This window comes from Haemophilus sputorum HK 2154 (assembly GCF_000287615.1).
GTDB lineage: Bacteria > Pseudomonadota > Gammaproteobacteria > Enterobacterales > Pasteurellaceae > Haemophilus_A > Haemophilus_A sputorum.
Window position 1 is genome coordinate 633,734 of record NZ_ALJP01000009.1, and the last position, 21,005, is coordinate 654,738.

Sequence of the window (21,005 nt, forward strand, 5' to 3'; positions counted from 1 at the left end):
GAACAGCATGATGAAACCACGTTATAGCCTCCTTTCTTTGGCCATGATGTCTGCATTATATAGCCAATATGCTCAAGCCGATTTGCGTGAACAATGCTTATTGGGCGTGCCGCAATTCCATGGTGAAGCGGTAGACGGCAATATGAATGAGCAACCAATTTATATTGATGCTGACAAAGCAGTCATCAACCAACCGACTGATGCAACCTATACTGGCGATGTCAATATTAAACAAGGTAACCGAACCTTAATTGCTGATGAAGTACGCGTTGAACAAAATGGTGACCAAGCTCGTAAAGCCTTCTTAAAAGGCCAATATCAATACCAAGATGAATTAGTACAAGCGAAAGGGAACGATGCTGCAATTGATCTCACCTCAAAAACAGCGGAACTTTCAAATACAGAATACCAATTAGTTGGTCGTCAAGGACGAGGCACAGCAGAAAGTGGTGAATTTAACGAAGAGACTCGCGTATTGAAAAATGCGACTTTCACCGCTTGCTTACCGAATGACAAATCTTGGTCGATTGAAGCCAATGAAATGATTCAGCATGTTAAAGAAGAATATGCGGAAATGTGGCATGCACGCTTTAAAGTCATGGGTGTGCCGGTCTTCTATTCGCCTTATTTGCAATTCCCTATTGGTGATCGTCGCCGTTCAGGTTTATTAGCCCCAAGTTTTAGCCGTTCAAGTAAAAATGGTTACACTTATTCACAACCGATTTATTGGAACATCGCACCAAATATGGATGCGACGATTACACCAACTTATTATTCTCGTCGCGGCTGGCAAATTAGCCCTGAATTCCGTTATTTAACGACTTTAGGTGAAGGTTTAATTGCTAGTGAATATATGGCAAAAGATCGTTTAGATGAATATACGCCAAGCGATAATGACCGTAAACGCTACCTCTTACACTGGCGTCATTATATGAGCTTTTTAAGCGACTGGCGCTTATCGGTAGATTACACCAAAGTAAGCGATCGCCGTTATTTTTCAGACTTCGATTCGGATTACGGCTCTAGTACAGACGGCTATGCTACTCAACAATTTAAATTAGGCTATTACCAGCCGAATTATAATTTGTCGATTTCAGGTAAAAAATTCCAAACCTTTGACGATTTAGATATTGGTCCATATCGCGTATTGCCACAAATTGACTTTAACTACTATAAAAACGATCTATTTAAAGGCGCAGACTTCTCTTTCTTCGCTCAAGCAGCACGTTTTGAAAATAACAGTAAGTTAATGCCAAAAGCATGGCGTTTCCATGCAGAGCCAACGCTCAATTTACCATTAGCAAACCGTTATGGTAGTTTGAACTTTGAAACTAAACTCTACGCAACACATTACATTCAGCAAAAAGGTGAACACCAAAATGCTGAAGAAATGAAGAAAAATGTCACTCGTGTCATTCCACAAATTAAGCTTGATTTTAAAACCGTCCTAGAAGCAGACAAACAATTCTTTACCGGTTTTAATCAAACCTTTGAACCACGTGTGCAATATATTTATCGTCCGTATAAAAACCAAGCTGACATTGGTTCAAAACGCCATCAAAGCGTAGGGTTAGGTTATGATTCGGCTCTATTACAAAATGACTACTTCTCACTCTTTAGCGATCGTCGTTATAGCGGTTTAGACCGTATTTCATCTGCAAACTTAATTACAGCGGGTGGAACAACACGCTTCTTTAATGAGAAAACAGGTGCTGAAGTTTTCAATTTTAGTGCGGGGCAAACATACTATTTAACACCATCTAAAATTGATGATAACTCTCTTAACAGCACAGCAAAACGTTCTTCGTCTTGGGCATTAGAATCTAACTGGAAATTCCACCGCAAATGGAATTTACATGGCAGTTATCAATATGATACGCGCTTAAATGAAACCTCATTAGCAAATATCTCAGTACAATATAAACCAAGCCAGAACAAAGTTATACAATTGAACTACCGCTACGCGAGTGAAGACTATATCAACCAAAACTTAAGTACTAACCGCTATAACCAAGACATTAAACAAGTTGGTGCGGTTTTAGGTTGGGAACTCACTGACAATGTGGCAATAATGGCGAGTCATTACCAAGATGTAGCATTGAAAAAACCGGTAGAAAGCCAACTTTCCATGAACTACAATACTTGTTGCTGGTCTGCTAACGTTTATGTTGCTCGCCGATTAACTGCAACACCAACTAACGCTAGCGATACTATCAATGATTTCTACTACGATAATAAATTCGGTGTGAACTTTGAGTTACGCTTCGGGACTAATTATAGTAGCGGCGTACCGAAAATGCTGAAAAAAGGCTTAATTCCATATAGCGAACCATACGGAATTAACTAAACTTAAGGCGAGAGAAATCTCGCCTTTTTATCAAGGATAAGATTATTATGGCTTCATTTGTTATTAGAGGGCTTGCTATTGCCCAAGCCGACCGTAAAATTACCTCAGCGCAGCTTGATGAAGAGCTTGGTTTAAAATCAGGCTATATTGCCAAACGCTCTGGTATTCAACACCGTTTTTACCTCAACGCTAAAACCAGTCAATCTGAATTTGCCGCCACAGCGGTCAAACAAGCACTCAAACAAGCACACCTACGTAAATCTGATTTAGATTTATTGATCTCAACCTCTGCCGTCCCTGAACAAGCTATTCCAAGTACTGCCTGCTTTGTTGCCCATCATTTAGGCCTCCCTAAAGGAACGCCCGCTTTTGATATTAACGCTAGCTGTTTAGGTTTTTTAGTCTCCCTTTTTACTGCGATTAACTTACTCGAAACTCAAGCTTATAAACGTATTGCGGTGGTTGCATCAGATCTTGCCTCTCGAGGTTTAAACTGGAACGACCTTCATTCTGCCCCTATTTTTGGTGATGGTGCTGCAGCAATCATTATTGAATCCGCTACACAAGTGGTCAATTCTGAAGGAAAACTTGCAAATTGCTTAGCTTACCTCTTTGAAACCTATGCTGAAGGTCGCCATTTCTGTGAAATCAAAGCAGGTGGCACGCGTATCAATAGCACAACAGAAATGACCGAAACTGACTTCCAATTTTCGATGGATGGCAAAGCAGTGTTTAAAATCGCCATGCAAAAATTAGAAAAATTTATTGAAAAGCTCTTAGCGCAAGCGAATTTAACCTATCAAGACATTGATTGTGTGGTACTGCATCAAGCTAGCCATTTAGGCATGGAACATGCGATTCACCGTATGAAATTTAAACCAGATACCATTGTGAATATTTATTCAGAACATGGTAACCAAGTCAGCGCGTCGATTCCAACGACTCTATTTTATGCTGACCAGCAAGGTAAATTAGCCAAAGGCAACAAAGTCTTACTACTTGGTACAGCGGCAGGCTTTAGCATCGGTGGTATGATCTTAGGGCTCTAGATGAAAATACTCCTTACTGGCGCAACTTCCGGATTAGGTCGAAATGCTGTGGGTTTTCTGCAAAATCGGAACATTCCCTTTATTGCAACAGGAAGAAATCGCACAGTTGGCCAACAACTTATGCAACAAGGTGTAGATTTTCGCGCTTGCGATTTAGCGCAAGCAGATGAATCCGCATTAACTGCATTATTTGATGGCGTGACTGCCGTATGGCATTGTGCTGCACTTTCTTCACCTTGGGGCAATTACGCTGATTTTTATCAGGCTAACGTTGTTGCAACCGAGCAACTCGCTCGTGTTGCAGCTGAACATGGGGTAAGCCGCTTTATTCATATCTCCACGCCTTCTATTTATTTTAATTTTCAGCATCATCATCATTTATCCGAAACTGATTGCGCAGCCAAACGTGCTAATCATTATGCTGAAACAAAATGGATTGCTGAGCAAAAAATTCAGCAACTCGCTAAAAAATATCCACAAACGCAATTTGTGATCTTACGCCCTCGTGCCATTTTTGGTGCTTATGATAAAGTGCTGCTTCCGCGCTTATTAGATTTGCTTACCGAACGTCATGGTGTCTTGCCTCTTCCAAATGATGGAAAAGTGAAAATGGATGTGACTTATGCGCTAAATGTGGTTCATGCTATGTTTTTAGCAACGGAACAAACCTTTCCGTCACAAGATGGTGTACCAACTTTTAACATTACCAATCAAGAACCAATTGAGTTACGCACCTTGTTAGATAAACTTTTCCATCAGCAATTAGGGAGAAATTTTCGCATCAAATCTGTGCCTTATCCCTTAATTGTTACGTTAGCAAAAACGTTGGAATGCCTCGCTAAATTTACAAAAAAAGAGCCAAAATTGACCGCTTATAGCGCAGGCACGCTCTATTTCGATATGATTTTAAATAATGACAAAGCCATCACAGAACTAGGCTATCGCCCATTATATTCACTAGAAGATGCGATTGCCCAAACAGCACAATGGCTTAAAAACGAAGGAGTCGCATGAATATTTTAATTACCTCCCCGCGTGCACCAATTGTGTTGGAATGGATTCGTATCGCTGAACGTGGCGGGCATCAAATTGCACTATGTGATAGCTTACGATTCCCATTAGCACGTTTTAGTCGTACGCCTATTCAATATCATCAAATTCCTGCCCCTCGATTAGACTTTTCAGGCTATCAAAAGGCCATATTGCCGTTAATTGAGTGGGCTGATTGGGTGATTCCAACTTGTGAAGATATTTTCTACTTAGCACAATTGCCACTAAATGAAACGCAAAGACAAAAATGCTTTATGCCGGATAATGCTCTCCTGTTTGGCTTGCATCATAAAATAGAGGTTTACCAACATTTGCCGCAAACCGAACATATTCGTTTTCCTGCTTCTCGTTTAATTACTCAAATCAGCGATGTCGAATATGATACTGCTGCACAAAAAACCGTATTAAAGCCTATCTTCTCTCGATTTGGGCGTTCTGTTATTCGAGGGGTTACCCCAGAAAATACACAAGGCTTATCAATTTCTACTGAATATCCTTGGGTACAGCAACAATTCATTGAAGGGCAAGCATTATGTAATTATGCGGTTTGCGTACATGGTAAAGTAGTTGGGCACAGCATCTATCGTCCGCGTTACTTGCTGAATCAATCTGCTTCCACCTATTTTGAACCGGTTGAAGATGCACGTATTCAAGCATTTATTCATGCCTTTGCCGAACAAACAGGTTATCACGGGCAAGTTGCGTTTGATTTTATTGATGATGGCTGTGATCTTTGGGTATTAGAATGTAACCCTCGCGCAACCAGTGGATTACATTTACTTGGCGATGCTTTGGAAATCAATACAAGCGGTCAATTATGTGCGATAAATTGCCAATCTGTCTCTAGCCAACCAATGAGAGCAGGCAAATTACTTCCATTATTATTTGGCTGGGAAGCCTTCAAAAAAGGCGAATGGCAAACATTAATGGCAGATTACCGTCGGGCGAAAGATGTCACGGCAAGTCTGCCAAGTTACGCAGCATGGCTAGCGTTAGGTGAAATGTGCTACCGCCAATGGCGATATCATAAACCGCTCACCAGTGCCAGCACCTTTGATATTGAATTTGATGGATGCCACGATGACCATACCAAGCACAGCACAGTCTGAACGTTATAGCCAATTATTTGCCGAGTATCCACTACCAGACTTAATGCGTAATGTACAAGCACACGCAGAAATTTTTACGATCAAAGGGGTAACTTTTCCTGTCACTCGTGTCGATGAGATACAGCCAAACTGTTTTACTGTATCAACCCATGCGGCACTGATTGATTATGGGCAGGAAGAAACCGCTAAACTGCCTCGTTGGCAACAATGTTTACTCAAGCCCTTTCTAAAAGCAATTGATCGCTATTTACATCAAGTAGAAATTGATAAAGCACTTTTCCTCAATAACTATGCGCTTTCTACTAATACGTTAAGTGATGAATTCCAACAGCTACCAATCGAAGAGTTAACACAGACTGCGGTGGCTAGATACCCTGAGCACGCATTAGTGATTCGCTCACTAAACGCACAGCATCATGCCGATTTTATGCAACGATTAAAAGCGCAAAACTGGCTATTTATTACCTCCCGCCAAGTCTATTTACATAATGATTGTCAAGCTGCTTTAACTAAGCATGTTAATAGTCGCCGAGATCAAAAATTACTTAACGATGGCCAATTTCATTTTAGAATAGCGGATTCAGAAAGTGACTTTGCTATTGCAGAACAGTGCTACAACCAGTTGTATATAGAAAAATATTCTTCGCAAAATGTACAATTTAGTGCATTGGGTTTAAAAAAAATGAGCGAGGCTGGTATTCTGAAATTGTTTATTTTAGAAGAGATTACTAGCAAGGAGATCGTAGGCACTGTTGGCATCACGATTGAAAATAACGGAATTGTGACTGTGCCCATTGTGGGCTATCTGACGGATTTACCTAAAAAATTAGGTTTATATCGCCGCCTGATGGCCTTTGCATTACGCTACTGTGCAGAGCATAATTTACGACTCAATTTCAGCGCTGGTGCGCCTGATTTCAAAAAAATCCGTGGCGCTCACCCCGAAATTGAATATATTGCGGTAAATGTACAGCACTTACCAAGTAAACGAGCTAAAGTGTGGCAACGCTTGGCAGCTATCAGCCCTTATTACGAACGATTGCTAAAAAAATACCAATTATAGTGAAACAATATGGCAAAAATTACCCTCTTTAAAGCTGGTTACTGTACACATTTAGCCTGCATTGCCATTCGTGGTGCACAAGCTAAAACCTGTCAATTTCCTGCTCAAACTGCGCTCATTGAAGCACATGGTCGTTATTGGCTATGGGATACAGGCTATGCCAACCATTTTTTTGATGCCACGCGTGTCGGTGTCTATGCCCTTTATCCAAAGGTGACACCCGTTTACTTCGATAGCAATGAATCCATGCTCGCCCAATTACAAGCACAAGGATTACGCCCACAAGATTTGTCTGGCGTGATTCTTTCGCATTTTCATGGTGATCATATTGCAGGCGCTAAAGATTTCGCAAAAACGCCCTTTATCTGTTCCAATGAAGGGTGGCGAAAAATGCGTCCATTAAAAGGGATTAGTGCAGTGCGTAAAGGTTACATTCCCGAATTACTGCCGCCAGATTTTGCTAACCAAACCCAATTTATTGAACAATTTTTACAGATAGATTTACCGGCTGAACTGGCTCCTTTTACACAAGGTTATGTATTACCCAACAGCCAGCAAGAGGTTATCTTCGTCCCATTACCTGGGCACGCTGCTGGGCAAATTGGGGCTTTTGTACAAACCGATGATGGCTGGTTATTATTAGCTGCCGATGCGGCTTGGTCTAAAGTAAATTTTCAAGGTAAACCACCTTCACGCTTAGCCCATCTGCTAATGGACGATACTCGGGCTTTTTATCAAACTTTAGAGAAGTTAGCCACACTCCATCGCAACGGCGTACAAATTATTCTCAGTCATGAGCCACCAAATGGTTCTATTTTGGATTCAATTCGATGAATATCATTTCACTGCTTTATCATTATTGGCAATGCAAGCGGTTAAAATTTAGTGACCGTTTGCAATTAACCCATTATCAACAGCGTCAATGGGAAAAATTCACGCGTAAAGTCTTGCCGAAAAGCCCCTATTTTTATCCTTATTTGGGGAAACCATTAGCGGATTTTCCGTTAATGAACAAACAAATCATGATGGACAATTTTGACCAACTCAACACAGCCTATCTCAAACTAGATGAGGTGTTGGAATGTGCTCTAGCTGCAGAACATTCGCGTGATTTCCGACCGACTTTAGGGAAATATAGTGTGGGGTTATCTTCTGGTACCTCCGGCAAACGAGGTGTATTTTTAGTCAGCCCCCAAGAACAAGCTAAATGGGCGGGGACTATTTTGGCAAAACTCCTGCCAAATGGCTTATTTCATCCTGAAAGAATTGCCTTTTTCTTACGTGCGAATAACAACCTTTATAATGCCGTTCGCTCGCGCACGATTTCTTTCGAATTTTTTGACCTCTTTTCCTCATTTGAACAATCTATTCAGCGTTTAATAGCCTACCAACCAAGTATTATCGTTGCGCCGGCGCAAGTCTTGTATCAATTAGCCTTAGATGAAAGGCTTTCAAACCTGCCAGTGAAAAAAGTTATTTCCGTTGCAGAAGTATTAGATCCGCAAACCAAAGCTTTATTGCAATCGCGTTTTGAGCAAGTAGGTGAAGTTTATCAAGCCACCGAAGGATTTTTAGCCAGCACTTGCCATTTGGGTCATTTACATCTCAATGAAGATTTACTCATCGTGGAACAGGAAGCAATAGATGAACATCGTTTTATTCCCATCATTACCGATTTTAGCCGCAGCAGCCAGCCGATTGTTCGCTATCGTTTAGATGATGTATTAGTCAAGCACCCTGACCCCTGCCCTTGCGGCTCAGTATTGCAACGTATTGAGAAAATTGAAGGCAGACTTGCCGATACCTTAACATTAGAAGGGGTATCGCAACCAGAAGTACTTATTTTTGCTGATGTCTGCGAACGAATTTTCGCTCAAGCCTTACCTATTGATGTCGATTACCAACTCGACCAAATTGCAAAAAATCAACTAAAACTGACCGCTTGTTGTGATGAACTAACGCTCAAAGCTTGCCAAGCGCATTTTATTTCCGTTTTTAATCAACTAGGTGTAGCGACCGATTCGTTGCAATGGGAATTAAGTAACCAGCCTATTTCACGAACACTTACCGACAAACGGCGGCGAATTCGCAACTTAAGTCATTTATCCGCCAATAAACTTTCGGTACAATAGCCACAATGACAGACCACTCGTCAGAATATGATTTATTAGGAGTTCATATGATCAACAGAAGAAATTTCATCCAACTTGGCGCAAGCAGCATTTTAGCGTTGAGTGCGAGCCGTTTTGCTTTTGCGAAAAGCGACACACAAGTCGATTTACGTATCGTAGCAACGACCGATATTCACAGTTTTTTAACTGACTTCGATTACTACAAAGATGCACCTACTGAGAAATTCGGTTTTACCCGTGCAGCAAGCTTGATTCGTCAAGCACGTAAAGAGGTGAAAAACAGCGTTTTAGTTGATAACGGTGACTTAATCCAAGGTAACCCAATCGCTGACTATCAAGCCGCGAAAGGTTATAAAGAAGGCAAACCAAACCCAGCAGTAGATTGTTTAAATGCAATGCACTATGAAGTGGGCACATTAGGTAACCACGAATTTAACTATGGCTTAGATTATTTAGCCGATGCGATTAAACAAGCGAAATTCCCTATCATCAATGCTAACGTAGTGAAAGTCGGTACCGAAGAGCCCTATTTCACACCTTATGTGATTCAAGCCAAAGAAGTGGTAGATAGCCAAGGTAAAAAGCACAAACTAAACATTGGTTATATCGGTTTTGTACCACCACAAATTATGGTGTGGGATAAAGCAAATTTACAAGGCAAAGTTGAAACGCGCGATATCGTGAAAACCGCACAAAAATATGTGCCAGAAATGAAACAAAAAGGCGCCGATATTATTGTGGCACTTGCACACACTGGCCCATCTGATGAGCCATATCAAGAAGGTGCAGAAAACTCAGCATTCTACCTTGCTGATGTACCACACATTGATGCGATTGTGTTCGGTCACTCTCACCGTTTATTCCCGAACAAAGAGTTCGCGAAATCACCAAATGCAGATATTGCTAAAGGTACTGTAAAAGGCGTACCTGAAAGTATGGCTGGCTACTGGGCAAACAACATCAGTGTGATCGACTTAACCCTTGCTCAACACAACGGCAAATGGTTAGTGGCTGATGGTAAAGCGGTACTTCGTCCAATTTACGATGCTGAAAACAAAAAAGCGACCACAGAAAGTGACGCAGAATTGACCGCACTTTTAAAACCTGTGCATGAAGCCACCCGTGAATTTGTAGCACAGCCAATCGGTAAAGCGACCGATAACATGTACAGCTACTTAGCGTTAGTGCAAGATGACCCAACCATTCAAATTGTGAACCAAGCACAAAAAGCTTATGTTGAAAAAGTGGCACCAAGTGTTGCAGCAATGGCTGGCTTACCAATTTTAAGTGCAGGCGCACCATTTAAAGCAGGTGGACGTAAAAATGACCCAACGGGCTATACTGAAGTGAACAAAGGTGATTTAACCTTCCGTAATGCAGCAGACTTATACCTCTATCCAAACACATTAGTTGTGGTGAAAGCAACCGGTGAAGAATTGAAAGAATGGTTAGAATGTAGTGCAGGTATGTTTAAACAAATCGACCCTACAAGCGACAAACCACAATCTTTACTTGATTGGGAAGGTTTCCGTACTTATAACTACGATGTGATTGACGGCGTAAATTATGAATTCGACCTTACTCAACCAGCACGTTATGACGGTGAATGCAAATTGATTAACCCGAATTCACACCGTGTGGTAAATTTAACTTACCAAGGTAAACCAGTTGATCCAAAAGCAGAATTCTTAATTGCGACTAACAACTATCGCGCTTACGGTAATAAATTCCCAGGCACAGGCGATGCACACATTGTTTATGCTTCTCCAGATGAAAACCGCCAAATTCTTGCGGATTACATCAAAGCAGAAAGCGAGAAAAATGGTCATGTAAACCCAAGTGCGGATAAAAACTGGCGCTTTGCACCGATTAAAGGTAACGATAAATTAGACGTACGTTTTGAAACCTCGCCAAGTGAACAAGCAGCGAAATTCATTCAAGACAATGCACAATACCCAATGAAGAAAGTCGGCACCGATGAAGTGGGCTTTGCGGTATATCAAATCGATTTATCGAAATAACAAAAAAGGGCGTGCTCAGCACGCCCTTTACATCTGTATCGTAAAAAATGCACACAACTTATTGATTAGTTTCCTGCATTTTTTTAAACATCTCTAAACTTTTTTCTTGTAGCTTATCTAATTCTTTAAGCATCTCTTCCGTATAGCCTGCTTTTTTAATCCAATACTCTGCTTCTTTAGCATCCATATTGCCTTGCCCGTTCTGAGCTCGAGAGGCCAACGCTTGAGCGGCTAACTCATCAATCGCCTCTTGGTTATCTAATTCTGCGGCCTTCTTAAGGAAGAATAGCGCTTTATCATCATCTTGCTCAACAATGATACCTTCATCATAGATATAGCTTAACTCAAGTGCAGCATCACTATGATTAAGCTCGGCAGCGCGTTGAAAGTAGTTAATTGCTTTAGCTAAATCAGCCTCAACCCCTTCTTCATAATACACGCCTAATTGATAAAGTGCTTCTGGCTCATCATTATTCGCTGCCCTTTCTAACCAAAATAATGCTCCTTTGTTATTTTCAGAATAAAGATCAAAAAAATTCATTGCGAGTAAATACTGTGCATAGCCATATTCTTTTTTTGCGGCTTTCACTAATAAAGGCTTCGCTTTTTTCAATTTATCTTCTTGAATATAAAGATCCGCAAGATTCGTCATCCCTAGCGCATTATTATGCTTTGCTGACATGTCATAGTATTTCATCGCCTCTTTGATACTCAAAGAAATTCCGATTCCAAATTCATAAGCATAGCCTAAAGAATTCGCATAATGCATATCACCAGAATCTACTTTCTTTTTAAGGGCATTGAAACCTTCTTTCATCAATTTTTCATCTTCTTGAATTTCACCTAATTTAATTTTGGCGGCTTCATTTCCTAATTCAAGCGATCTTTTCGCTGCTTGAGTAGCCTCCTTCAAATTGTCATGATTTTGTTGATGAATAGAGAGGAAAAATAAAGCATCCGCATTCTCTAACTTTCCAGCTTCAAGAAAATACTCTACCGCTTTCGCACGATTCACGGGGCGCGTAATACCGTAGAAATAATCATAACCTTCTTCATAAAGTTTTTTTGCTTTTTCAATACGCTGGGCTTGGGTCATGGGTATCTGTTCGATCATCGCCAAGTCTGTTAGCCCCTCATTTGATTTCACAGGGATAAGATGAGTTTGTAGATTTAATACGGTTGCTGCAATTAATGCGACAATATTTGTCATTTGGATTCCTTTTGTTAGAGGACTATTCTGTTTCCATTCAAGAATAACAAGCGGTTAAATTTCTTCCTTGTTTTGCAAAAACACGATGAAATTTAACCGCACTTTCATTATTTTTTCTTGTTTAATTTTGCTTCTAATGCTTTAATTTTTGCTTTAATTTTTTTGTTATCCCGTTTGGTTTCTTTCTTTTCAATTTCGTACCCTTGTTTGTAAGCTTTTAATGTCGCATTATCATCTTTGGCGAATTCTTCATAACGCTCTGCCAATTGATAATATACATTATATGAAGCTTTTTCTTTCTCGCTTAAACTTTCATCCAATGAAATTATGTTATTAAATAACGCTTCTGCCATTTCATAATTTCGTTCGACACCTCGGCCTTCTAAATAACGAATAGAAAGCTTATTCATTGCTTCAAAATTTTCTAATCCGACAGCTTTGTCTAATAACTCAACGGCTTTCTCATCATTCTTTTCTACACCTTCTCCATTTTCATATAAATAACTTAATTCAACTACAGCCTGATCATCATCTAAATCTGCAGCTTTTTGATAATAAGAAGCCGCTTTTCTTATATCTTTATCATGATAATAGTAAGCCAAATTCATGATAGCTGAAATCTCATTATTTTCAGCAGCTCTATTTAACCAATAGAGTGATTTTTCTGTATCATCATCAATGAAACTTAGATTTAATTGAGCCTTTGAATTATTTTTTTCAGCCGCCTTCAGCATAAGCGGTTTAGCTTTTTCAATTTTATCTTGTTCAAGATAAAGTTCACTTAAATGTCCTAATGACATCGCATTACCTTGCTCAGCCGAAGGGGTAAAAACTTTAATCGCCTGTTCAATATCCTTTTTAGTGCCGATACCGAAACGATAAGCATAGCCAAGTACATTAGAATAATGTAAATCGCCTTGTTCAACCTTCTCTTTTATTACCTTAAAGCCTGCCTTATATAATTCTTCAGAATCCCCCAAATATTCCTGTTCGGAAATTTCCGCCAATATATATTTTCCTGCCATGTTTCCTAGTTCAATAGCAGAGTCAGCATATGCTCTAGCTTGTTCAAGATCACCCCTCTCTACCGCATTCATCCCTAAGAAAAAGAGAGCATCAGCATGACCTAAATCGGCAGCTTCTTTTAAAAATTTATCCGCTAAAGTACGATCAACCGTTTTTGTGATCCCATATTCATAATCAAAGCCTTTCTCATAAAATGCTTTTGCTTTTTCAAGACGTTGTTCAGGCGTCATCGAAGCGATGTCGGCAACGACCGCTTCCTGCGTGGAAGATGTAGTCTGTTCTTGTGGTAGCTGAGATGGAGAATTAAATGCAGTTGCCGCAATAAGCGTTGCAATAATATTAATCATGTTATTCCTTTCTATTTTTCAATATTTGTTTTAATTGTAGTGATATTTTTGATATAGCGTCATAATGCATCGCTATCTTTCCAGTATTTTGCAGGCCTCTTCAAATCCTGCTTCACAGGCTTTTTCAAACCACTGTTTGGCAAGTTTACGATTAGGTTTAATGCCAAAACCATTATCGTACATGGTCGCTAGATTATACATCCCTTCCGGATAACCATTTTCTGCGGCAAGTTGGAAATAGACAACGGCATGAGCATCATCTTTTGTCACACCTAACCCATTGAAATATAAACGGCCTAATTCATTTTGTGCCGCACCATTTAGTTCCGAACCTGCTAGTTCATAATAATCTCTAGCAAGTTCATAATTAGGTTTAATAGTCTCCCCTTGCGTATAGAGAAGCCCTAATTGGTAATAAGCCTCAATAATGTCTTTTTTGGCAGCTTTTGCGAAAAACTCAATCGCTTTCTGTTCATTTTTCTCAACCAATTCACCACTTACATATTCCAGCCCCAAATTATAACAAGCCAGACCATGTCCTTGTGCAGCAGAAAGTTTCAACCATTTGAAAGCCTCTTCACTATTTTTTTCTACGCCATCACCATCGTAATAACGCACATAAAGGCTATTTTGTGCATCAGCATCTCCTTGTTCCGCCGCTGCTCTGAACCATTTCACTGCTTCAGCCGCATCTTTCTCAATAGCCTCTCCCCTGAGATAAGCCATTGCTAAATCTTTTTGTGCTGCCAGATCACCACTTTTTGCTTTTTCTAATAAGGCATTAAAATCATTTAATACCGCAATTTGGCTACGAATTTGAGCTAACGTTCGACTAAATTGAGGCTGATTTTTTACCAAGCTTTCCAATAAAGCTTCCGCTTTGGCTAAGTCCTTAGGCACATTTCCTAAACCATCACGATAGATATTAACCAAAGCCCATTGTGCATCTTCAAAACCATATTTCACCGCTTCTGCTAGCCATTCCACAGCTTTTTGACTGTTTTGTTCAACACCATTCCCATCTTTATAGGCTATTCCTACGTAATAATAGGCGTCACTTAAGTCATTTTCCGCCGCGTTTAAATACCATTTAAAGGCTTTCTTAGGTTCATTATTGAAACCGTATAAATTCCCTAAATTCAGCATAGCGTGAGCTAAACCCATTTCTGCAGCTTTGAGCAGGTATTTTTCCGCTTTCTGGTAATCAGTCGGAATATCTTCATGCGCGTTATAAAGTGTACCTAAATTGTTATAAAGTGTTTTTAACAATTCCTCACTAATATCTTTAGCATTCTTCTGTGCAAGCAAATAATACGCTAAGGCTTTTGGATAATCAGGTTGAATAAGAATATCAAAGATACCGTCATACAACTGACCTAAAAGAACGGCTGCATTCCCATATGTTTCCGCAATAGGTTCTAGCATTTCCAAGGCTTTAGCAGTGTCTTGTTCAACCGCAATGCCTAAAAGATAAAATCTGCCTAAGCTAAACTGAGCGCGTTTATCTCCTTGACGTATACCTTGCTCAAACCATTCCACTGATTTTTCAGGTTCGCCTAAATCATCGTAAAGTGCACCAATATTATTTGCGGCCAACGGATAACCTAACGCATTAGCACGATGATATAACGTCATTGCCTTATCGTAATCCGCTTCTACTCTCTTACCCTGATGATAAATTCTTCCTAGTAAATACATAGCTTCTGCATCACCTTGCTCAACTTTTTTCTGCAATGCAGCAACACTATTACGCTCATCAGAACGAAATAAACTTAATAATTTTTTAAACATAAGGTTCTCTTTATATTTATTTAAGCCATATCCACCTTTTTCTTAGCAGAAAAAGTGATTGGTTTTTCAGATAATACAAGCGGTTAAATTTCTATTCTCTTTTGCAAAAATATCATGAAATCTAACCGCTTGTGTTTGATATTAATCTTGTGACAATTTTGTTAAATATCATAATCTTTGAATAATATAGTTATTTAATCAACTACTCAATAGAAAAAGTAGCCAATTTCAATATCAAATAAAAAGATAAGGGCATGCTAAACATGCCCTTATACTAAAATCATTCAATCATTTATCAAAACAGTTCACGTTTATACAACTGGTTTTTGTCGATAGAACAGTAATCCTGGCAAGGCTAAACCAAACACAAGTGCACCTAAAATAAAACTGGTATTGATAAAAGAGCTAATCATTTGTTCAAATAATTTATCGGAAAAACCATGATGATGAATTTCTACAATCGCAATCATGGCTTTATAAGCATGAACGCCAGGAATCATTGGAATAATCGCCGCCACAGTAAAAACTTTTGGATGGGCTAAATAACGATGAGACAAATGCACACCAATAAAGCCAATTACACAGGTTGCCAAAAAGGTAGCAAAAACAATAGGAATACCAAAGTGTAGCAATAATGTTCGGGTAGCATGGCCAATTGCCGCTAAAATAGCGCAATACTTTAAGGCTTTAGAACCAACGTTAAATACTAAAGCAAATCCGACTGCGGGAATGGCTGCAAAAAGCATATCATCGAGTAAATTCAGCAAAAACATCCTATTACTCCACCCAAGAAACAATATTTAAAAGATTTAATGCAAAGACAATCCCCAAACAAGCACCAAAGGTGAGGACGGTGGCGATAGTCCACCGCCCTATTCCCATATTGACATAGCCTTTTAAAATATCTGCAAGTGAATTAATTAGTGGGAATCCCGGAACAAGTAATAAAACACTAGAAGCTAATGCAATATGCGGATCGTTGCCTAAACTATATTTCAAACTCATACCGGAAATGAGTGAAGCAACAAAAGCGGTAATGGCAAAAACAATGAAAGGATTATAATGACGTTTAGAAATTTCTTGTCGAACAAACATGGCAACGGCGGAAGCAATAAAAGTGATTGCACAAATTACCATGTCGCCGCCAGAAAGATGGGCGAAAGAGGCACAAGATAAACCAATCATAAACACCACCAAATAGCGGTTATATTTTAGTGGTTTTAAATTATCCAATTTCTTCTGTGCCATTGATAAATCATACACATGATGTTCTACTGCAATGACAATACGCTGAACATCGGTAACCATTTGCATATTGATGCCTTTATCAGCATTCTGACGCACCGTGGTAATACAATGCTGTTTAGAAAGCGTTGTCAGTAATACGGCATTTGCCGTTAAAGCACATTCCACACTTTCAACCCCTAACGCAACGCCTAATCGCTGCACCATTTGCACTACAACAGCGCTTTCCGCGCCATGCTGTAATAATAGCAAGGCAGTTTGCACACAAATTCTAGTGACTGCACGTTGATATTGTTGATCCATATCTCTACGCTCTTGGTAACGTACACACGAACGATTATAGATCGATGGATAAAAAATACTAATAAAATGACTGCACCGATGATCCAAGTCAAAAGTTCAGTATTTCCCACATCTATGAATCAATTGAGGTTAAATAGCTTTATCAAAATACAACGATACATTACTTAATTTAGCCATATTCGTGATATAAGCTAAAACTGCTGGCGGGAATTCAATACCTTTTACACAGGTAAGGTTTCGTAATACAGGGAAAACAATAATATCTTCAAGCGAAAGTTTACCGTTTAACGCATTTTGAGATTGAATCAATGCGTCTAATTTCTCTAAATCCCCTCTTAAACGAGCAAGATAGGTTTGGGTATTCGCAATATTTTCCACAAAATCACCAATAAATTCCGTTTTCTTTTTAGTAAAATAATCAATCGCACTTTGCGTTTGAAATTCCGCTAATCCCATTTTGGTAAAACGTGCAGTGGTAAGATGTCCATAATAACTACCAGCGTCTTTTAGCCATGCCTCAATTTCAGGACGAATTTGTTCAGATAATATTTTTTCTCCAAAATGTTCATCGACATAATGTACGATATCTAAACTTTCCGGCATCGCAGTACCATCTTCTTTTACGAGAATTGGCACTACTTTTTTGCCCACTAAACCAATCGGCGTTGCTTCATCGTCATTATCAAGCACTACGAGTTCTACCGGTAAATTTTTTAAACCAAAAATCATGCGAGCTCGTACACAAAACGGGCAATGATCATAAACATATAATTTCATCTTATTCTCCTATAGTTCTTAGACTTTTAAACAGATTCATTCTCTGTTTATCACAATACAAGCGGTTAAATTCATGAGTTATTTTACAAAATATTTTAACCACGTTTTAAACTATTTTTTATCTTTGATTTTTGCTTCCAACATTTTAATTTTATCCATCAACCATTTGTCCTTCAAAATCTCATTCGACTTTTTATAATAAGTTAACGCTTTTTCATCATCTTGTGGCATACCGAGCCCATATTCATAGAATTCAGCCATCGCAATCAAAGCGTCTTCATGATTTAAGGCAACACCTTTTTTCACATAATAAAGCGCTTGGTCATATTCTTTTTTTCCAACATAATAGTTTGCCAGTTTAAGTATGGCTGAAATATGCTGATTTTCCGCCGCCTTTTCTACCCAATAAAGTATGTTTTTCTCATCTTCTTTTTCGGTATAAACGGCATCGCCTAGTAAATATTGTGCTTCAGCATTATTTTTCTCAGCTGCTTGTAATAAATAGGTTTCTGCCTTATCCAAATCATGCAACTCTTCAAGATAAATTTTTCCTAATTCTTCTAAGGCGACTGCATTACCTTGCTGAGCCGCCAATTCATAGTAATGAATCGCTTTATCTAAATCGACAGGCATTCCATTTGGGCCGTAATAATATTCATTGGCAAGGAATATTACATAATGCAAATCGCCTTTATTTTGTGCCTCTGTCATGGCTTTTAATGCTTCTTGTTTCAGCGTGCGATATTTAGCCTCATTTTTAGCTAACCACCAATTTGCTAAAGCATATTTGGCAATTTCACTCCCTTCAGCCACTGCTTCTTGCGCATATTGAAGAGCTTTATCCCGCTGGCCTTGTTGCAAGAAATTTAATGAAAGGAAAAATTTTGCCTCCAGATTGCCTTTAAGTGCAGCTTGCTCAAAATGCGCATTCGCTTTTTGGCGATCCATGATAGTTGAAAGCCCATATTGATAATCGAATCCTTGCTCGAAATCTTGATTCACAGAAGATAACCGCTTTTCAGGCTTATTCACTTTTTCACTCAATGAATTAAATAATGTTTTAAACATAGGCGTTTGATTATGCTCTGTTAAATAAACTCTCACATTTTCAGAAAGATTTAGCGATAAATTTAATGCTATTGAAGCAATTATCGTAGCGATTGGGTATGTCATGATTGGTTATGTTGACGGGAAATAGCTAGTAAATTACAAGCGGTTAAATTTCTAGTCTATTTTGCAAAATTCTCATGAAATCTAACCGCTTTTGTTTGAAATTAATCTTGTGATAATTTTTGAATACCTTTAACAGGTAACATTAAGGTATCACCCACGAAACTTAATGGAACGTCAATAATGATAAATGGATACAAAAGAATTGTGCCAAACGCCTCGCCAACATCTCCTGCTGGAGCTGTTTTAGAAAAGGTAAGACGAGAAACATCTTCTTGAACACCACTATAAACCACTGGTTGATCTAAAGTCATTAAGGTGCCACAACCCGTTAAAGGTAACATCATCGCAGCAAGAAATATTTTAGTTAACGCTTTCATTAAATGCTCCTTAAAAGAAAATTCTATTTCTAAAAATAAAAAATATAACAATACTTAGCAGTGATAATACATCATTAAAACAAAACTGCAAAGTAGCACTTCTGAAAACCCAACTAAAAAAGAATAATATTAAAAGTGTTATTGACTGATTATCTTAGCCATTTTTCGACTAATTCTGGGGTAGTTTCTTTACGAACCCACATGCTTCCTAATTCTGGATAAGGATGTTTAGTATGGTTATAGCCAACAAATTGACGGAAATCGAACACGGCATGCGGATAACCATTAATCAATAAAAAAGCTTGGAAACCATCTTCCGACCAACAAATTTCTAAACGACGTGGCTCTTTTAGACTTTCTGCTTCAATATCAGAAACGTTATAAACAAAAAGACTATCTACAATAGGGTTATCTTTTTGATCTAAATCCATCGCATAAAAATAACCAGTTTCTCCATCATCTTCAAACATCACGACCAGTTGTTCATGTAATGTAGAATGCGCACCATTGCGGTAGCCTTCGCCTAATAAAATTTGATCAGTTAAGACTGAATATAGCATTGGGACTCCTTATGTTTAATTTTGCGATATTTTATCATATTTCATTATGTGGCTAACAAACACGAATCTGGATTTTAAAAAGTTTTCTCAAAACTCAAAGTCAGGTTGTGCATTTTATAGGAATACATTGTATCTAAATTACTTTTTTGTTTTCGCCATTCAAAATTGAGTTTAGGCGTAATGCCCCATAAATGCCAATCACGTTTCCACACTTGTGCAAAAATGGTGTAAATATGATCTTTCCTCGTCTTGCCCAAAGGTAAAATACCGCCGAGAACCGCTTGATCTTTAAATTGGCGATGGGTAAATGATAGATTGAGTTTTGTGGAAATCCCCCAAGCATATTCTTGTAACCAGCCAATCCGCACATTTTTTATATCTGAACTATATTGACGCTCAAGGAGTTTTTGTTGAGAAAAAGCTATCCCTGTATAAAAGATTTGTTCAGGGTTTCGATACCAAATCAAGGTATTTGAGGCGGTTTTAATATTACCAGCTTGGGGATTCTCGATAAAAAAACGGCGTTTTTCATATTCAAGTGCGGTCTGATTTTGCCAATTTTTAGAAAGCCAATAGCTATAACTCATTTCGATCCCATTTGACCAATGGAATGCTTCGCCGCCATACCAACGTTTTTCATAAAACGGCTGTAGCCTGAATGTTGCCTCATTTTTCTTGTAGGCATACCCCACAGAAGTACGGTTAAAAAGATCATCGAATTGATGATTGTCCCAATAGCTTTTTCCGTTAGTTTCATTACTAAAACCTACATAGTGAGAACCCACAATATTAAAATCACGGCTAAAACTCAGGTTGTAGGAAAAACCATGAGCCTTTTGTGGCAACATACGTTCACCCTTAATAAAACCTGTATTTTCAATGCTTGTCGCAGAGGAGACATTTTCCACGTTATCCGTTTTAAGATAGGAAACACTCGCATCAATCAGCCAAGTATTATACGAATTAAGTGCGTCAATATAACGATCAATCTGCTGATAAGCCGAAGCAGGCAAATTTTTAACGCTTTTTACCTTATCAAATTGCAATCTCGCCGCGATGTCTTGACGGTCTGCAAATAACACTTTGGCAAGTTCCATTCGGATAGAAGTGAGCGCTGGACGTTCGCTCAACATTTTTCGGTAAATACGAATTGCAAGGGCATAATCTTGGCGCAAACTCGCTAGTTTCGCTTCCGCATAAGAAAGCAGCAAGGGATCCTGTTGCGTTTGTTGTTGATATTGAGAAAGAAAGGATTGAATTTGCTCTGCATTATTTTGATAAATCGCTTGTTTAAGTTGTTCTTCTAATGCGGTAATTGAACCATTAGATGAAGCCCAGACAAAAGTTGAACAAAAGAAAAGAGAATAAAAAAGCTTACGCATAGAGATGAATTTAAAAGAAAAGCTGCCCTTTTTAGGCAGCTTA

At 38.8% G+C, this 21,005-nt stretch carries 18 protein-coding genes; 8 read left to right on the forward strand and 10 right to left on the reverse strand.

The genetic code is table 11. The annotated features are described in order from the left end of the window. The first annotated feature begins 10 nt into the window (after positions 1–10). Genes lptD through cpdB form a run of 8 tightly spaced genes read left to right on the forward strand, consistent with a single transcriptional unit; the run spans position 11 to position 10,771 of the window. Positions 11–2,347 carry an LPS assembly protein LptD gene (gene lptD, locus HMPREF1128_RS05485; protein WP_010129714.1) on the forward strand — a complete coding sequence of 779 codons (2,337 nt, stop codon included), beginning with the start codon at positions 11–13 and terminating at the stop codon, positions 2,345–2,347. Positions 2,348–2,394: 47 nt separating this feature from the next. Continuing rightward, complete coding sequence (locus HMPREF1128_RS05490) at positions 2,395–3,396, forward strand: 3-oxoacyl-[acyl-carrier-protein] synthase III C-terminal domain-containing protein (RefSeq protein WP_007525261.1); 1,002 nt, start codon at positions 2,395–2,397, stop codon at positions 3,394–3,396. Then, a complete protein-coding gene (locus HMPREF1128_RS05495; RefSeq protein ID WP_007524627.1) occupies positions 3,397–4,410 on the forward strand; it encodes an NAD-dependent epimerase/dehydratase family protein in 1,014 nt (337 codons plus the stop codon). It begins immediately after the preceding gene. Further along, positions 4,407–5,555, forward strand: a complete 1,149-nt coding sequence (locus tag HMPREF1128_RS05500; protein ID WP_007524853.1) for an ATP-grasp domain-containing protein — start codon at positions 4,407–4,409, stop codon at positions 5,553–5,555. The genes HMPREF1128_RS05495 and HMPREF1128_RS05500 overlap by 4 nt, the downstream gene beginning before the upstream one ends. Further along, positions 5,527–6,618 (forward strand): hypothetical protein, encoded by a 1,092-nt coding sequence (locus tag HMPREF1128_RS05505; protein WP_007524272.1) that lies wholly within the window; start codon positions 5,527–5,529, stop codon positions 6,616–6,618. Before HMPREF1128_RS05500 ends, HMPREF1128_RS05505 begins: the two co-directional genes overlap by 29 nt. 9 nt (positions 6,619–6,627) lie before the next feature. Continuing rightward, complete coding sequence (locus HMPREF1128_RS05510) at positions 6,628–7,452, forward strand: MBL fold metallo-hydrolase (RefSeq protein WP_007524490.1); 825 nt, start codon at positions 6,628–6,630, stop codon at positions 7,450–7,452. Beyond that, positions 7,449–8,750, forward strand: a complete 1,302-nt coding sequence (locus HMPREF1128_RS05515; RefSeq protein ID WP_007524097.1) for a F390 synthetase-related protein — start codon at positions 7,449–7,451, stop codon at positions 8,748–8,750. The genes HMPREF1128_RS05510 and HMPREF1128_RS05515 overlap by 4 nt, the downstream gene beginning before the upstream one ends. Before the next feature lie 47 nt (positions 8,751–8,797). Further along, positions 8,798–10,771, forward strand: a complete 1,974-nt coding sequence (gene cpdB, locus HMPREF1128_RS05520; RefSeq protein ID WP_007524314.1) for a 2',3'-cyclic-nucleotide 2'-phosphodiesterase — start codon at positions 8,798–8,800, stop codon at positions 10,769–10,771. A 58-nt stretch (positions 10,772–10,829) separates the two neighbouring features. Here cpdB and HMPREF1128_RS05525 read toward each other — a convergent pair whose 3' ends face one another. From HMPREF1128_RS05525 to HMPREF1128_RS05570, 10 genes are all read right to left on the reverse strand, one after another. After that, on the reverse strand, positions 10,830–11,981 hold the full coding sequence (locus HMPREF1128_RS05525) for a tetratricopeptide repeat protein (RefSeq protein ID WP_007525303.1): 1,152 nt from the start codon (positions 11,979–11,981) through the stop codon (positions 10,830–10,832). Between the two features lie 107 nt (positions 11,982–12,088). Beyond that, positions 12,089–13,354, reverse strand: coding sequence for a tetratricopeptide repeat protein (locus tag HMPREF1128_RS05530; RefSeq protein ID WP_007525131.1), 1,266 nt, complete (start codon positions 13,352–13,354; stop codon positions 12,089–12,091). 72 nt (positions 13,355–13,426) lie between these two features. Beyond that, complete coding sequence (locus HMPREF1128_RS05535; RefSeq protein ID WP_007524899.1) at positions 13,427–15,145, reverse strand: tetratricopeptide repeat protein; 1,719 nt, start codon at positions 15,143–15,145, stop codon at positions 13,427–13,429. 311 nt (positions 15,146–15,456) lie between these two features. Further along, positions 15,457–15,918: a threonine/serine exporter family protein gene (locus tag HMPREF1128_RS05540; protein ID WP_007524688.1), complete on the reverse strand. Its 462-nt coding sequence runs from the start codon at positions 15,916–15,918 to the stop codon at positions 15,457–15,459. Positions 15,919–15,922: 4 nt separating this feature from the next. Then, positions 15,923–16,693 (reverse strand): threonine/serine exporter family protein, encoded by a 771-nt coding sequence (locus tag HMPREF1128_RS05545; protein WP_007524432.1) that lies wholly within the window; start codon positions 16,691–16,693, stop codon positions 15,923–15,925. A gap of 129 nt (positions 16,694–16,822) precedes the next feature. Beyond that, a complete protein-coding gene (gene grxB, locus HMPREF1128_RS05550) occupies positions 16,823–17,470 on the reverse strand; it encodes a glutaredoxin 2 (protein ID WP_007524214.1) in 648 nt (215 codons plus the stop codon). A gap of 111 nt (positions 17,471–17,581) precedes the next feature. Beyond that, complete coding sequence (locus HMPREF1128_RS05555) at positions 17,582–18,538, reverse strand: tetratricopeptide repeat protein (RefSeq protein WP_007523976.1); 957 nt, start codon at positions 18,536–18,538, stop codon at positions 17,582–17,584. A gap of 206 nt (positions 18,539–18,744) precedes the next feature. Next, positions 18,745–19,020, reverse strand: coding sequence for a YceK/YidQ family lipoprotein (locus HMPREF1128_RS05560; protein ID WP_007525317.1), 276 nt, complete (start codon positions 19,018–19,020; stop codon positions 18,745–18,747). 149 nt (positions 19,021–19,169) lie between these two features. Next, a complete protein-coding gene (locus HMPREF1128_RS05565; RefSeq protein WP_007524044.1) occupies positions 19,170–19,580 on the reverse strand; it encodes a DUF2251 domain-containing protein in 411 nt (136 codons plus the stop codon). Positions 19,581–19,654: 74 nt separating this feature from the next. Further along, positions 19,655–20,962 carry a surface lipoprotein assembly modifier gene (locus tag HMPREF1128_RS05570; protein WP_007524704.1) on the reverse strand — a complete coding sequence of 436 codons (1,308 nt, stop codon included), beginning with the start codon at positions 20,960–20,962 and terminating at the stop codon, positions 19,655–19,657. Between the last annotated feature and the right edge of the window lie 43 nt (positions 20,963–21,005).